We start from the raw sequence: 14,307 nt of genomic DNA, 5'->3' as shown, positions 1-14,307 counted from the left end.
GGTCTACGTCCTAGAGGAGATCTCGGATGTACTGCTGCGAAGCGGCGGGAGACAGCGCAGCGGCTGTCAGCTCGTCCCAGGCAGTGGAGTAGCGCAGCACGTCCTGCCGCTGTTCGAGCAAGCTACCACCAGTGATGTGCTCCAACCAGGCGATGTCAGCCGGGGGTTCACCCCGCTGGCGGAAGATGGTGAACGGCGGCAACTGATCCTGCGGTAGGGCCGCGTCGAGCGGCAGGATCTGCACCTTGACGTTGGGCCGTTCCGCCACCTGCTGAAGGTGTTCGAGCTGCCCGCGCACCACGTCCGGTGAGCCGCCGATCCGGTGCAGGGCTGGGACGTCGATGACGGCTCGCAGGCAGAAGCCACCCTGCTTGTCCAGCAGTTCCTTGCGCTTCAGGCGCGTCTTCACCAGGAGTTCCACGCGCTCAGGCGGGTGCACGGAAAACGTCTGCCGCATATACGCCTCGGTCTGCAGCAGTCCAGGGATGACCACGGACTCGTACGTGCGCACCACCTCGGAGTCGGCTTCGAGCGTGAGGCAGTCCTTCAGGGTGTCGCGGAGCATCGGACCTTGGTTGCTCCACCAATCGACCTTGTGGATCTCCTTCGCCAGCCGCCTGAGACTCGCGCACTGGCGCTCGTCCTCGACCCCGTACAGCTTGAACAGCACCGTCAGGTCCAGCGGGCGAATGCCTCGCTTGCCGTTCTCGATCTGGCTGATCTTCGGATGCCCGCACTCCAGCGCACCGGCGGCGTCCTGAACCTTCAGCCCTGCCTCAACGCGCAGTCGGCGCAGCTCACTTCCAAGCCGACGACTGCGCATGGTGGGCATATCGCTCTGCGTCATGGGCGCATGCTGTCGCCCGGCCTGGATAAGCCACAAGCGCCGAACACAACATGTACCCGATGGAGTGAATCCAGTCCGCATCATTTGCCTGAGTGACAATGTTCGGTCCACGATCGGCCACATCACCGACCGTCACCGAAAGGCCGTGCCCGCCATGGCAGTTGAAGAGGTCCCCCAGCGCTTCGAACAACACCTGCACGCGGCCCCCGAAATACTGATCTGCATTCGCCGCATCATCGGCGCCCATCTGCAGCTCTGGGGACGAGACGACCTCATCGACGCCGTGGCGCTCTGCGCCACCGAAGTGCTGGCCAACGTGCACAAGCACACCGACTCCAGCGAGTGCCACCTCCGCCTCCAGAACACCCCGGACGGCGTCCGCACCACGGTCAGCGACACAGAGCCCACGCTCCCCACCGTCCGCGAGCCGGACTGGTGCGCCGAGAGCGGCCGCGGCATGCTCAGCAGCACCGCCCACCGCTGGGGCGTCCTGCCCACGCCCACCGGCAAGGAGGTGTGGTTCGAGTGCCGGTCCCAAATAGCCACTTGATGCAGATCAAGCAATTTTTTCAGAGGGGTGGGGGCCCGCCGGCCGGTGACGGCCCATTGCGCTGGACGGCGACAATACCTCCGGCCCCCTCCCCCGTCCCGCTGCTGGCCGCTTTGCGCCGAAGGCGCGAGACGATACCCGCACCCGGCAACCGATGGCGCCGGTGGGGGGCACGCCGAACCACTCCTTCGCGGGTGTGCCCTTGTTGAACAGACGGGCCGCCACTCGATCACCGTCGATGGCGAGGTCCATGACCCGCCAGGTGAAGTCCGGGACCGCATCGGTGTGGTCCTTCTGGTCCGCGATGACGTCGTCCCGCGTGACCGGGTGGCCGTTCATGATGAGTTCGTCGTGGATGAATTCGGTCATGCGGTGAAACTCGTGAGCGTTGAGCGCGTCGATGTAGCGCTGGAAGAAGTCGCGCAGTTCGGCGTCAGACATGATTGCCTCTCAGTGCCACGGATCGTGGCGCATTCGAATGGTGCCGGTTGAATGCCGGTTATCCGCTTCGCCGTGTGCCACCCGGCGGTCCGGTCAGATCTGGTTCATTCCGCCGTCTACGTAGAGATTGGCGCCGTAGACGAAGCTGCTGTCGGACGAGGCGAGGAAGGTCACGGCGGCGGCGATCTCGTCGGGGTCGGCGACCCGCTTGGGGGGCAGGCCGGCCGCGACGACCTCCATCATCTCCCCGGCGCGATCGCCGAAAGCGGCGTCCCACATCGGAGTGTTCACCGGGCCCGGCGAGATCACGTTGACCCGGACACCCCGGCTGCCGAGCTCGTCGGCCCAGGCGCGGGCGTATGCCCGCACGGCTGCCTTCGATGCCCCGTAGGCGCTCATGCCCGCCGCGCCTCCCTCGGCGGCGGTGGAGGCGGTGAGGATCACCGAGGCGCCGTCGTTGAGCAGCGGGAGGGCCTTCTGCACGGTGAGGAAGGTGCCCTTGACGTTGATGTCGAAGATCGCGTCATGGATGTCCTCGGTGAGCTCGTCCAACGTCGCGATGTGGTTGATGCCCGCGTTGGCGAACAGCACGTCCAGGCCCCGCCCGTGCTCCCGCACGCGCTGGTACAGGCGGTCCACGTCGGCCGCGACGCTGACGTCACCAGGCACACCGGTGGCGTTGCCGATGGCGGCGACGGCCTTCTCCAGCTCGGTTTCGCGTCGGCCGGTGATGAACACGTGCGCGCCCTCGGCTGCGAGTCGCTTCGCAGTCGCCAGGCCGATCCCGGCGCTGCCGCCGGTGACGACTGCGGTCTTGCCCTCAAGCTGTCCCATGGCCGTGAACTCCCCGAATTTAAGTACCGATCGATACTGAATGAGACTGTAACACCTTCCGCACCGGCCAGTACAAAATAGGGACGACGGATTGCGTGGAGACGCGGCAGAAGGGACCTTCGGCCGACCAAGAGGCTTCGACACCGACCAACCCCCTGAACGACCTCCAGCAGGTGGCCGACATGGCCCTGCGAAGCTGGCCACCAGCCACGGCCCGGCTCAGCCGATCGACTGAGCCGGCACGGCCCGCTTCGCCGGCTCGGGCAATGACGGCGCCGGAGTCAGATCCCGGGCCCGTAACCGGGGTTCGGCTGTCGGCGAGGAGTCCACCACTCTGTGAGTCCCCACACCCCGAGCGCGAGCGCGGCCACGGCTGCGAATGCCGCGACCCAGGGACGGCGCACCCATCGCGTGGTCAGCGTCCAGGCGAAGAGCGGAACCAGCGCGCCGCCGAGCACGATGAGCGGCAGATCGACGTAGAGCACGCTCAGATCGCGGGCATGTCCCTCGAATCCGCCGTCGATACTGATCGCGGCCCGCGGTGCCCAAACAAGCGGCGCGGTCGTCGCACCCAGGCCGGCGAGAAGGCATCCGGCGGCACCGCTGGCCTTCGGGCTCATGCCCGTGGTCCGTCCCGTGGTCCGTCCCGTGGTCCGTGCGGTGGTCCGTGCGGTGGTCCGTGCGGTGGTCTTTCCGCTCATGCCCGCGACAGACGCGATGGCACGGTGCACGGTTCCGGGCTCACACAAGGTCACCGGCAGGCCGGCGAAGCTGCGAGCTGAAGACAGCTGATGACGCGAGCTCACCAGCACCAACGCCGCAATCGTCCGCCCGTCAGACCGACGGGTCCCAGACGCGTACGACGCCACCCCGACCCGCCGTCAGCACCACACAGCGGCCGTCCATCGACGTGATCGCCACCGCCCAGACCTCGCCCTCGTCCCCGGCCAGCGGCGCCCCGATCTGCCGCCCCTCGGGGAGGTCCCAGACCCGGGCGGTCCCGTCGTCGCTGCCGGTCACCGCGAGCGTACGGGCTCCGACCACAGCGGCGGCCACGGTGGACACGCGCTCCGTGTGCCCCGTGGGGAAACGGCCGACCGGCTCGCCGCCGACCGCGTCCCAGATCCGCAGCTCGCTCTCGCCGGAATCGGTCACCGCCAGCGCCACGGGACGGCCATCGATCTCGGACAGGGCAACGGCGTGGACCGGCCCGTCGGCGGACCACTTGTGGACCAGTTCGCCGGACTCCAGATCCGACAGCAGGACTTCACCGTCACCGCCCGACGCCACAACCGAACGCCCACGAACCTGCCCCACCGCGAGGTCGCTCATATCGTCGGAGTGGCCGGGCAGTTCCCGCGGTTCCTGCTCCTCCGCGTCCTCGTCATCGGTCGGCCCCCATGCCTCGGCCTCGGGATCCGCCGGATCCCATACCCACACCTCGGGGGTGGGTCCACCGGCCACGAGGGTGATGCGCCCGTCCACCGACACCATGCCCAGGGCGTGAACGCAGCTGCGGAACTCCGGCGGGGCATTGAGCAGTTCGCCGCTCATCACATCCCACAGACCCGGCCCTTGATGCTGCCCACCCGCGGCGAACAGCACCCGCCCATCGACGACGGTCACGTCCATATGCTCGAAGTCCGGGTACACGGGAATTCCGTACGACCCGTTGTCGAAATCGTCCAGTGGCCGCTCCAGCCACTCGTCCCCGATCAGGTCCCACGTCCACACGTCGTTACGACTGGCGCAAACCGCCCACGGCTGTCCATTCACATCGGCCACAGCGAAGTCGTCGATATTTCCTTCGGACGGAATCATGCTGCTCTTGATCAGCCGAGGGTCAGTCATGCCTGCCATCCTAAACTGGCCGCCATGTCACCCAAGAGCTTTTACGAGTTGGTCTTCAGCGTGTCCCCCGGAGCTGCCCGTAAGGACGCCCATTACGTCGTCGGCACCCTTGATGAGGTCAAGCGCGCCCTGGATTCCGAGCTCTCCGCCAGCACCAATGTCTACTTGCTGTGCTGGCACAGCACGAAATTGGCGTTGAATGTGTACGAGCGGGGCGAATGCGTCCACTCGATCAACCTCCACCCGTACATCACCGTCTCAGTCGACGGATATCCGGACATCACCTTTCTTGAATCGGGCAAGCCGGTCGGCTATGAAGTCGGCGCGGATGACCCGTACAAGGTGGAAACGGCGCTATCCGATGGAATGTTCTCCGGAGAACTCGACGACGCCATCGAGGCCACCGTCGATTGGGCGAGCGTCGAGGTCCCGGCGCCGGCCGGCGAGATCGCGGTGGACGGCGACTATGTGAAGCTCGTCGATCACCCCTCGGGCGACGGCAATGACGAGGGCTATGAGGATGACGAGGACTTCGACGAGGACGACTTCGATGAGGATGAACTGGAGGACGAGCTCATCGAGCGCGGCTATGTCCCGTACGGGTTCAGCGACTTCGAGGAGTGAGACCGCCGCATCCGGCGAGAACCCATGTGTGCGGCGCCCCGGCCCCGGCCAAGATGGCGATCATGAGCGTGTTCATCGAGGATCCCGCACGGCTCGGTGAGGAACGGCTGTCCGACGGGCGGTCGCTGGGGTGGGCCGACTGGGGGCCGCCGGACGGTGTGCCCGTGTTGCTGTGTCCGGGGGCCGCCACCAGCCGGTGGCTCGGCTTCGGCGCGGGTGTCGTCCAGGGCCTCGGGGTGCGCCTTGTCTCGGTGGACCGTCCGGGGCTCGGCGTCTCGGCCACCGCACCCGGCGGGAGTGTGGACCCACGCCGAGCCCGTCCTCACCTCCCTCCTGCGGAAGGCCGCGGCCAACCGGTAGCCAGCGGGTAGGCGGCCGGTGGGCGACCGTCCCGCAGGCCGACCCACGCCGCGCACGCCGCCTACGCCACACATGCCTCGCACCTTCGCGGCCTCGCGCCTAGGCTGTCGCCGGAGGCGATGGCTACCGGCCGGTAGCCCAGACGGCGACAGACCGCGAAGGAGCGCGAGATGAAGGGCTGGACCGCGAGCGACATCCCCGACCAGACCGGCCGCACCGCCGTGGTGACCGGCGCCAACAGCGGCATCGGCTACATCACCGCCCGCGAGCTCGCCCGCCACGGCGCCCAGGTGGTGCTGGCCTGCCGCAGCGAGGCCCGCGGGGCCGAGGCCGCGGAGCGGATCCGGGCGCAGGCCCCGGGCGCGGATGTGCGGGTCGCGCCGCTGGACCTGGCGGACCTGAAGTCCGTACGGGCCTTCGCGGCCGAGCACAAGGGCGACCGGCTCGACCTGCTGATCAACAACGCGGGTGTGATGGCCCTCCCCTACCGCAGAACCGCCGACGGCTTCGAGATGCAGTTCGGCGTCAACCACCTGGGACACTTCGCGCTGACCGGCCTGCTGCTGCCGAAGCTGCTGGAGGCGGGCCCGGGGGCGCGGGTGGTCAGCGTCTCCAGCTTTATGCACATGCTGGGGACGGTCGACCCGCGCGACCTCAACATGGAGCGAAAGTACGGGCGTTGGACCGCCTATGCCCGCTCCAAGACCGCCAACCTCCTCTTCGTCCACGAGCTGTCCCGCCGCCTGCGCGCCTCCGACACCCCGCTCACCGCCGCCGCGGCCCACCCCGGCTACGCCTCGACCAACATCGCCACCACCGCCCCCAAGATGGAGGGCCGCCGCGGCACCCAGCGCTTCATGGAAATCGGCAACCGCTTCTTCGCCCAGTCCCCCGACAACGGCGCCCTCCCCACCCTCTACGCCGCCACCGCCCCCGACGTGCACCAGGACGACTTCTTCGGCCCGTCCTTCGGCATGTGGCGCGGCACCCCCACCCGCTCGGCCCGCGCCAAGTGGACACGGGACGACAAGGCGGGTCGGGGGCTGTGGGCGGCGTCCGAGCGGCTGACGGGCGTACGGTACGACGCGCTCGCGGGCTGACGGCGCACGCTCACCGCTCTACTCCGCGGCGCGGCGCCGCTCCTCGATGCGGTTGAGCACGGCGCGCAGCGCCAGCTCGTAGCCGAAGACGCCGTGGCCGCAGAGGTACCCCTGGCTCACCGCCGCCGTCACCGACGTATGCCGGAACGGCTCGCGGGCGTGCACATTGGAGATGTGGACCTCGATACAAGGCACGCCCAGCCCCGCCACGGCGTCCACCGCGTCCCGCAGCGCGTAGCTGTAGTGCGCGTACGCGCCGGGGTTGAAGATGATGCCGTCGTCGTGGCGGGCCTGGTGGACGAGGTCGATGAGCACGCCCTCGCTGTTGCTCTGCGCACACCGCACCTCGACACCCAACTCCTGCCCCAGCGCCGTCGTACGCTCCTCGATCTGCTCCAGCGTGGTGGCCCCGTACGTGGCGGGGTCGCGCTCGCCGAGGAGGTTGAGGTTGGGACCGTGCAGCAGCAGGACGCGGGGGTGGTGGGCGGTCATCGTCAGGGGCGTCCGATTCGTTCGTCGAGGGCGCGGCGGGCGCCTTCGAGGGCGGGGGCGGTGGCCCGGCGGGCCGTCTCAGCGTCGGGGAGGCCGAGGGCGGTGGCGATCTCGTCCCAGCTGTGGCCCGAGCCGAGCAGCGCCTGGACGGCGGCGCCGAGGGCGGAGTCGGTGGCGCGGCGGGCCTCGGCGATCTCGCTGAGGGTGGCGAGCAGATCGGGGGCGGTGTGGGCGGCGCCGGTGTGCCGGCCGACGAGGGTGAGCGACTGGTCCGCGGTCACCCACCAGTCGGCCGGGGTGGGGGGCTGTTGAGTCACGGTCACCCGGCCATGGTAGCTCCGTGGACCGTTGAATGGTTTACTTGGTCCGCTGTACGGACCATGATCCGCGATAGGTCGAAATACCGGTGGCACGGCGGCGGCACACCGGCCTTGGTGAAGCGCGGCGGGCCGATCGTGTCCGGCCTCGTGTCCGGCCCGCTCCACGTCACGTACCTCACGCCTCGACGCGCTCCACCTTGTCGATGAGCAGCGCGTACGCCAGCAGCCCCACGGCCACCACGATGGCGATGTAGCCGAGCGCCCACGCGAAGGAGCCGGTGCTGTCGACGATGACGCCGATCACCAGCGGGGTGAGCACCCCGCCCGCGTTGGCCATGAAGTTGAACACGCCGCCGCCGGTCCCGGTGAGCCGGCGCGGGACGGCGTCCGAGAACAGTGCCCAGCTGTTCTGCATCAGCCCCTGGGCGAAGAACGCGATCGACATGAAAGTGATCACGAGCGGAACGGAGTTGGTGAAGTTCGCGCAGACGATGATCGAGGCCAGCACGAAGCCGATCATCACGGGCGCCTTGCGGGCGAACGTACGGGACTTCCCGCTGTTCAGCATCCGGTCCGACCAGGCGCCACCGACCAGGGTGCCGACCAGCGCCGCCAGATACGGCGCGGAGGCCCAGAACCCGGCCTTGATGACACCCATGTCCTTCTCCTCCACCAGATAGCTGGGGAACCAGGTGAGGAAGAAGAACAGCACGGAGGCGCTGGCGAACTGCCCGATGTACATGCCCCACAGCCGCCGGTTGGTGAGCAGCACCCGCAGATCGGCCCAGATGTCGGTGGGCTCGCTCGCCGCAGCCTTCTCGGCGGCGTCGGCGGTCTCCTGCTCGTCCGCCTGCCGGATGTGGGCGAGTTCTCCGGCGCTGACCCGCGGGCTGTGCTCCGGACGGTCGTACACCCGGCGGAACCAGACGACGGAGAAGAGCAGCCCGATGGCACCGGTCACCAGGAAGACCGAGTGCCAGCCGAAGTGCACGGTGAGCAGCGAGAGCACGGGTGCGGCAATCGCCAGCCCGATGTACTCGCCCGCGGTGTATGTGGCGGTGGCCCGCCCGCGCTCGCGGCCGGGGAACCAGTTGACGACGAGCCGGTTGTTGGACGGGAAGGCCGGGGCCTCGAAGGCGCCGAGCGCGACGCGCACGCCGATCAGCGAGCCGAAGCCGCGGGTCAGCGCCATGGCGGCGGTGGCCAGCGACCAGCCGATCAGCGCGTATCCGAAGGCCAGCTTGGCGCCGACCTTGTCGATGAGCCGCCCGGTGGGGATCTGCAGCAGCAGATACGCCCAGCCGAAGGAGGACAGCAGCACGCCCTGTTCGGTGGCGCTGAGGTGGAAGTCGTCCTTGATGTGCGGGAGGGCGACCGACAGGTTCGTACGGTCCAGGTAGTTGATCGCGGTGATGACGAACAGCGACGCGAGCAGGCCGTAGCGAGCACGGCTGACCGCCGGGCGGGCGCTGTCGGGGACGAGGGGTGGGGCGGCGGATGGGTTGGTGTTGGTGCTTGTGGTGCTCACGAAGACTCCTTTGTCTCAGCCGGGGGACTCGGCCGGGGGGCTCAGCGGGATCTCAGGCTGCGGGGGCGGCCGTGGCCAGGACGCGACACGTGGTCCGGTAAGCGCGCGCGGCGGCCTCCGCGGGTGCGCGGGCGTCGAGGTCGTCGGAAAGGACCTCGACCGACACGGGAGCCCGTACGCCGGCTCGGCGCAGCAGACGCAGCAGACCGGTGAGGTCGGCCGCTCCCTCTCCCGGCAGCTGCCGCTGGTGGCGGGCTTCGTGCAGGGTGTCGGACAGGGGGATGGGCAGAACGTCGCCGAGCTGGACGCTCACCACGGCGCCGGGCGGCAGGGCCGCGATCTCCTCGGGACGGGTACGGCCGCGGGTGAGGTGCCAGGCGTCGAGGATCAGCCCCGGGGAGGCGGCCCCCGGCGGGCGCGGGGACCGTACGGCGGCCACGACGCGCGCCGCGAGGCCCAGGTCGCGGATGCCGGAGAACGGCATGAACTCAAGCCCCAGCACCGCCCCCGCCCGCTCGGCACGCTCGGCGGTCGTACGGAGCCCGTCGACGAGGTCCTGGTACGGGTGCTCATCGAACATCCCGGCGTTGATGCGCCGGGCGCCGAAGGTCTCCGCGATATGGAAGACGGTGTCGTCCTCACTGCGGCGCCGCTCGTCGTAGCGCCGTGGCCGCGCCCAGTGGCGCAGCAGCTCAACCTCGGTGAGCCGCAGGCCGTACTCGGTCAGCAGGCACGTCATCCGGGCGTCGGTCCAGCCCTCCGCGCGGGCCTGCCGGTACTGGTGCACGGCCAGGCCGATGCCGGTGAACCCGGCCTGCGCGGCGGCCCGGACGCGCTCGTCGAAGGAGGCGGTGCGCAGGGTCAGGGCAGACACGGTGAGCCCGGGTGCGTCAGTCGCCGTCATCAGAGCAACCACCGTCGTCAGAGCGACCCGCGTCGTCGGAACCGCCACCGGCGTCGAAGCAACCGCCATCATCCAGGGAGATCCACGTCTTGCCGGCCCGCTCGCGCGCCCCGGCGAACGCCTCCTGCGCACGCTCCAGCGGGAAGCGGGCGCAGATCGCCGCGCCGGGCCGCACCGCGCCGGAGGTGATGTCGGCCAGCGCGGCCGTGAAGTCGCCGGGGTGGTCGTAGATGAGCGAGCCGCGCAGGGCGAGCTGGGAGCGGACCAGCTGGTTGACGCTCAGCGGCAGCCCCGCCGAGCCGAGCCCGACGAGGACGGCGGTGGCGCCGGGGACCGTACGCTCCAGGGCCGCGCCCAGCGCGGCAGCCACCCCGGAGGACTCGAAGACGTAACGAAAGCCCCCCTCGCCGTCGGCCGCCGCGCGGGCGCCCAGCGCCTCGGCGTGCGCCAGGCGGCTGGGGTGCGGCTCCACGACGGCCGGGCGGATGCCGATGGCCAGCAGCGCCTGGCACAGCAGCAGGCCCTGCGCACCCGCGCCGACGACCAGCGTCTTGTCCCCGGCCCCGACTCCCCCGCGCCGCACGGCGGTACGGGCCACCGTGTACGGCTCGGCGCAGGCGAGATCGGCGGGGTCGGCGGTGTCGGGGACGGGGTGGGCGAACGGGGCGGGGACGGCGATCCGCTCGGCGAGGAGACCGGGCGCGTTCATGCCGACGATGGCGCGCTTGGTGCAGGCGGAGGTCAGGCCGCGGGCGCACTCGGGGCAGTCGAGACAGGCGTAGTTCGGCTCGATGACCACGCGCTGCCCCACGGCGCGGTCCACGACCCGCTCGCCGACGGCGACCACCCGGCCGAAGCCCTCGTGGCCGACGACCCATGGCAGCGCCGGGACGGCCCGGTCGCCGTCGAAAACGGCCAGATCGGAGCCGCAGATGCCCATGCCTTCGAGGCGGACCAGGACATCGTGGGGGCCGCACTCGGGTTCCGGCCAATCGTCGACTGTCTCAAGGCGGCGGGGAGCGGTGAGGACGGCTGCTTTCACCGTGTCTCCTACGTGGGGAGGGGAGGGCGGACGGGGGGAGTTGGTCCGCTGAACGGACCTTGGGGTCCGCGTGCCGGTGACGATAGAACGTACGCTGAGCATCGACAAGAGGTTGCGGGCGAGTAACCACGGTGTAAAACGGACGGCCCGGCCGGAAACCCGGGCCTGACAAGCCAGAAAGCCCTTACCCACCCGCCCCGGCCCTGGTCCGCGCAGCGGACCTCGGTCCATACTGGGCGTCCCCATCGGGCCTGGACAGGTCCGCCGAGCGGACCGAACGGCGAGGAGCAGCGGTATGAGCGAAGACAGCACGGGCGGCACGGGCGACAAGGAAGGGAAGGAAGGGAAGGAGGGCGGCGAGGCCCGGGGAATGCGGACGGTCCAGCGGACCATCGACATCCTGGAGTTGTTCAACGAGCACCGCCCCGCGCTGTCCCTCCGCGAAATCGTCACCACCAGCGGCCTGCCCAAGACCACCGTGCTGCGGATCCTTCAAACCCTGCGCCTCAACGGACTGCTCTGGCTGGACGAACATGGCCGCTACACCGCCGGCCCCGCCTTCCTGCGCTGGGTCCGCATGGCGGACCAGGGCTGGCGGCTGCCCGCCCCCGCCCGCCGGGCGCTGCGCGAACTGGCCACCGAGCACCGGGAGACGGTGCACCTGTACGTACGGCGCGATGTACACCGCATCTGCATCGCCCAGGAGGAGGGGCCACAGGCGCTGCGCCATGTCGTCCAGGTCGGCGACGAACTGCCGCTGTGGGCAGGCGGCCCGTCCAAGGTGCTGCTGCTCGGGGCGGACGACACGCTGCTCGACCGGGTCGCCCGCCGCTCCCCGCACGGCCCGGACCACGCCACGACACTGCGCCGCTGGGCGGCCGAGACGCTGCGCAACGGGTACGCGGTCAGCCACGGTGAGCACGAGGAGGGGCTGTCGGCGGTGGCCGTCCCGGTACGGGCGCGGGGCGGCGAGGTGGTCGCGGCGCTGTCCTTCGGCGGCCCCTCGGCCCGCTTCACGGCGGAGCGGCTGCCACGCTTCGTCAACTCACTGACGATGGCGGCCCGCACGGTCGGCGGAAGCGGAGGGTTCGGCGGCCTGCGCGGGTAGGCGCCCTACGCCCGCAACTCCTCCGCCGCGTCCGCGACCCGCGCGATCAACCGCAGCAGCGTCTCCCGCTCCCCCTCGTCCAGCGGCGCGAGGAAGACCCGGTTCATCCGCGCCGTACGCGTCACCAGCTTGCGGTGGACGCGTACGCCGTCATCCGTCAGCTTGAGCACATTGCGCCGCCCGTCGTGCGGGTCACGCACCCGCTCGACCAGCCCCCGCCGGGCCAGCCGGGCCACAAGGTCGGCGATGGTGGAGCGGTCGAGGTGGACATGTTCGCTGAGGGTGCGCTGGTCGATGTCCGGCTTCTCGACGAGCGCGTTGAGCACCGCGAACTGCGGCGAGGTCGTCTCCTCCGAGACCATCGCGCCCCACAGCAGGGAGTGCGCCTGCTGCAGCCGGCGGGCCAGGTGCCCGGGATGAGTGCTCAGATCGACCCCGCCCATGCCCCGTCGCCCCTCTCCGCGTCCGGTTCCTGCGCGCACCTCTTGCGCGCACCCCGGATTTGATTCGCACACTGAACAATTCTGCCCCGCGGAAGCACCCGTGTCGAGCACCAAGGTTTCTCCCTAGACTCTCTTGACTGAGACCCCTTGACGATGACAGCGTCCTGGGACGACAAAAATAATCAGCACACTGAGCATCTGGGCTCGGATGTGCGAGCACCGCGGAGTGACGATGGCCGACATCCGAAGCCTGCACGACGCCGTGGCGGACCTTGTCCACGATGGGGACACCCTCGCGATGGAGGGCTTCACCCACCTCATCCCGTACGCCGCCGCGCACGAGATCATCCGTCAGGGCAGCACCGACCTCACCCTCGCCCGGATGACCCCCGACGTCATCTACGACCAGCTGATCGGCGCCGGACTGGTGCGCAAGCTGATTTTCTCCTGGGGCGGCAACCCCGGCGTCGGCTCGCTGCACCGCTTCCGTGACGCCGTGGAGAACGGCTGGCCGCGCCCCCTGGAGCTGGACGAGCACAGCCACGCGGGCATGGCCAACCGCTATGTGGCGGGCGCGTCCAAGCTGCCGTTCGCCGTGTTGCGCGGTTACCGGGGAAGCGACATCCCGACCCGTACGGAGACGGTCGCAACCGTCGTATGCCCCTTCACCGGCGAGGAGCTGGCCGCGGTCGCGGCCCTCAACCCGGACGTCACCGTCATCCACGCCCAGCAGGCCGACCGGAACGGCAACGTCCAGCTGTGGGGGCTGACCGGCGTGCAGAAGGAGGCGGCGCTCGCTGCCGACCGGGTCCTGGTGACCGTGGAGGAGATCGTGGACACCCTGGAGCCACGGCCGGGCGGGGTCGTCCTGCCGACCTGGGTCATCGACGCGGTGGCCGAGGTCCCCGGCGGCGCCCACCCCTCGTACGCCTCCGGCTACTCCGTCCGGGACAACGCCTTCTACCAGGCCTGGGACCCGATCGCCCGCGACCGCGAGGCGTTCACGCGATGGATCGAGGAGAACGTGCGAGGCAGCATCAACAACGGCAGCGGCGACAAGGTCGGCGCGCGATGACCGACCACACCACACGCGTCGACTTCACCCGCGACGAGCTGATGGAGGTCAACGCCGCCCGCGCGCTCGCCGGCGCCAGGACCTGCTTCGTCGGCATCGGCCTGCCCAGCACCGCCGCCAACCTCGCCCGCGCCACGGTCAATCCGGACCTGGTCCTGATCTACGAGTCGGGGACGATCGGCTCCAAGCCGACCCGGCTGCCGCTGTCCATCGGCGACGGCGAGCTCGCGGAGACCGCGGACGCCGTGGTGCCGGTGCCGGAGATGTTCAACTACTGGCTGCAGGGTGGCCGGATCGACGTCGGTTTTCTGGGCGCGGCGCAGGTCGACCGCTACGCCAACATCAACACCACGGTCGTGAGCCGCGGCCCGGACAAGCCGGAGGGGCGGCTGCCGGGCGCGGGCGGCGCCCCCGAGATCGCCTCGAACTGCGGCAAGGTGCTGATGGTGCTGCGCCATTCCATCCGTAACTTCGTCCCCAAGCTCGACTTCGTGACCACCCTCGGCCACGGCGGCGGCCCCGGCGACCGCAAGAAGCTGGGCATGCCCGGCGCGGGCCCGGTCGCCGTCATCACCGACCTCGGTGTGCTGCGCCCCGACCCGGCGACCGCGGAGCTGGTGCTGACCGAGCTGCACCCGGGGGTATCTGTCGAGCAGGTACGGGCCGCCACGGGCTGGGAGCTGCGGGTGAGCGACGGGCTCGGCGCGACCGAGCCGCCGACGCCGCGGGAGCTGGCCGCGCTGCGCGCCCTCAAGAACGCCGGGAAGAGCTCCGGAAAGGACGCTTGA

Annotated in this window: 17 protein-coding genes and 1 pseudogene; 7 read left to right on the top strand and 11 right to left on the bottom strand. The window is 70.0% G+C overall.

The window, feature by feature from the left end; all coding sequences use genetic code 11:
- Positions 1-10 precede the first annotated feature (10 nt).
- Positions 11-847: a helix-turn-helix domain-containing protein gene (locus ACFV2X_RS40640; RefSeq protein WP_385626334.1), complete on the bottom strand. Its 837-nt coding sequence runs from the start codon at positions 845-847 to the stop codon at positions 11-13.
- Positions 848-1,001: 154 nt separating this feature from the next.
- Here ACFV2X_RS40640 and ACFV2X_RS40635 point away from each other — a divergent pair, with 154 nt between their 5' ends.
- On the top strand, positions 1,002-1,397 hold the full coding sequence (locus tag ACFV2X_RS40635) for an ATP-binding protein (RefSeq protein WP_385626333.1): 396 nt from the start codon (positions 1,002-1,004) through the stop codon (positions 1,395-1,397).
- A 6-nt stretch (positions 1,398-1,403) separates the two neighbouring features.
- On the opposite strand, the gene ACFV2X_RS40630 is transcribed toward ACFV2X_RS40635, so the two are convergent.
- The 4 genes from ACFV2X_RS40630 to ACFV2X_RS40615 form a co-directional block, all read right to left on the bottom strand.
- Entirely contained in the window at positions 1,404-1,838 is a 435-nt protein-coding gene (locus ACFV2X_RS40630) for an ester cyclase (protein WP_385626332.1), read from the bottom strand.
- Positions 1,839-1,931: 93 nt separating this feature from the next.
- A complete protein-coding gene (locus ACFV2X_RS40625) occupies positions 1,932-2,672 on the bottom strand; it encodes an SDR family NAD(P)-dependent oxidoreductase (RefSeq protein ID WP_385626331.1) in 741 nt (246 codons plus the stop codon).
- A 281-nt stretch (positions 2,673-2,953) separates the two neighbouring features.
- A complete protein-coding gene (locus ACFV2X_RS40620) occupies positions 2,954-3,292 on the bottom strand; it encodes a hypothetical protein (protein WP_385626361.1) in 339 nt (112 codons plus the stop codon).
- A gap of 214 nt (positions 3,293-3,506) precedes the next feature.
- Entirely contained in the window at positions 3,507-4,523 is a 1,017-nt protein-coding gene (locus ACFV2X_RS40615; protein WP_385626330.1) for a WD40 repeat domain-containing protein, read from the bottom strand.
- Between the two features lie 24 nt (positions 4,524-4,547).
- Between ACFV2X_RS40615 and ACFV2X_RS40610 the strand changes: the two genes are divergently transcribed.
- From ACFV2X_RS40610 to ACFV2X_RS40600, 3 genes and pseudogenes are all read left to right on the top strand, one after another.
- Positions 4,548-5,147, top strand: a complete 600-nt coding sequence (locus tag ACFV2X_RS40610; protein WP_385626329.1) for a hypothetical protein — start codon at positions 4,548-4,550, stop codon at positions 5,145-5,147.
- A 62-nt stretch (positions 5,148-5,209) separates the two neighbouring features.
- Positions 5,210-5,440, top strand: a pseudogene (locus ACFV2X_RS40605) (alpha/beta hydrolase); the annotation flags it as partial.
- Positions 5,441-5,677: 237 nt separating this feature from the next.
- Complete coding sequence (locus ACFV2X_RS40600) at positions 5,678-6,607, top strand: oxidoreductase (RefSeq protein WP_385626328.1); 930 nt, start codon at positions 5,678-5,680, stop codon at positions 6,605-6,607.
- Between the two features lie 18 nt (positions 6,608-6,625).
- Here ACFV2X_RS40600 and aroQ read toward each other — a convergent pair whose 3' ends face one another.
- The 5 genes from aroQ to ACFV2X_RS40575 all read right to left on the bottom strand — a co-directional run bounded on the left by aroQ (position 6,626) and on the right by ACFV2X_RS40575 (position 10,893).
- On the bottom strand, positions 6,626-7,099 hold the full coding sequence (gene aroQ / locus ACFV2X_RS40595) for a type II 3-dehydroquinate dehydratase (protein ID WP_385626327.1): 474 nt from the start codon (positions 7,097-7,099) through the stop codon (positions 6,626-6,628).
- A 2-nt stretch (positions 7,100-7,101) separates the two neighbouring features.
- Positions 7,102-7,422, bottom strand: a complete 321-nt coding sequence (locus ACFV2X_RS40590) for a hypothetical protein (RefSeq protein ID WP_385626326.1) — start codon at positions 7,420-7,422, stop codon at positions 7,102-7,104.
- 172 nt (positions 7,423-7,594) lie between these two features.
- Positions 7,595-8,947 (bottom strand): MFS transporter, encoded by a 1,353-nt coding sequence (locus ACFV2X_RS40585; RefSeq protein ID WP_385626325.1) that lies wholly within the window; start codon positions 8,945-8,947, stop codon positions 7,595-7,597.
- 52 nt (positions 8,948-8,999) lie between these two features.
- Entirely contained in the window at positions 9,000-9,851 is an 852-nt protein-coding gene (locus ACFV2X_RS40580) for a sugar phosphate isomerase/epimerase family protein (RefSeq protein WP_385626324.1), read from the bottom strand.
- Entirely contained in the window at positions 9,838-10,893 is a 1,056-nt protein-coding gene (locus tag ACFV2X_RS40575; protein WP_385626323.1) for a zinc-binding dehydrogenase, read from the bottom strand. Before ACFV2X_RS40575 ends, ACFV2X_RS40580 begins: the two co-directional genes overlap by 14 nt.
- 295 nt (positions 10,894-11,188) lie before the next feature.
- Between ACFV2X_RS40575 and ACFV2X_RS40570 the strand changes: the two genes are divergently transcribed.
- Positions 11,189-12,001, top strand: coding sequence for an IclR family transcriptional regulator (locus ACFV2X_RS40570; RefSeq protein ID WP_385626322.1), 813 nt, complete (start codon positions 11,189-11,191; stop codon positions 11,999-12,001).
- A 5-nt stretch (positions 12,002-12,006) separates the two neighbouring features.
- On the opposite strand, the gene ACFV2X_RS40565 is transcribed toward ACFV2X_RS40570, so the two are convergent.
- Complete coding sequence (locus ACFV2X_RS40565) at positions 12,007-12,444, bottom strand: MarR family winged helix-turn-helix transcriptional regulator (protein WP_385626321.1); 438 nt, start codon at positions 12,442-12,444, stop codon at positions 12,007-12,009.
- 232 nt (positions 12,445-12,676) lie between these two features.
- Here ACFV2X_RS40565 and ACFV2X_RS40560 point away from each other — a divergent pair, with 232 nt between their 5' ends.
- Complete coding sequence (locus ACFV2X_RS40560; RefSeq protein ID WP_385626320.1) at positions 12,677-13,519, top strand: CoA transferase subunit A; 843 nt, start codon at positions 12,677-12,679, stop codon at positions 13,517-13,519.
- Positions 13,516-14,307: a CoA-transferase subunit beta gene (locus tag ACFV2X_RS40555; protein WP_385626319.1), complete on the top strand. Its 792-nt coding sequence runs from the start codon at positions 13,516-13,518 to the stop codon at positions 14,305-14,307. The genes ACFV2X_RS40560 and ACFV2X_RS40555 overlap by 4 nt, the downstream gene beginning before the upstream one ends.

Source organism: Streptomyces sp. NPDC059679, assembly GCF_042734105.1.
GTDB lineage: Bacteria > Actinomycetota > Actinomycetes > Streptomycetales > Streptomycetaceae > Streptomyces.
This window is presented reverse-complemented; position numbering and strand designations above follow the sequence as displayed.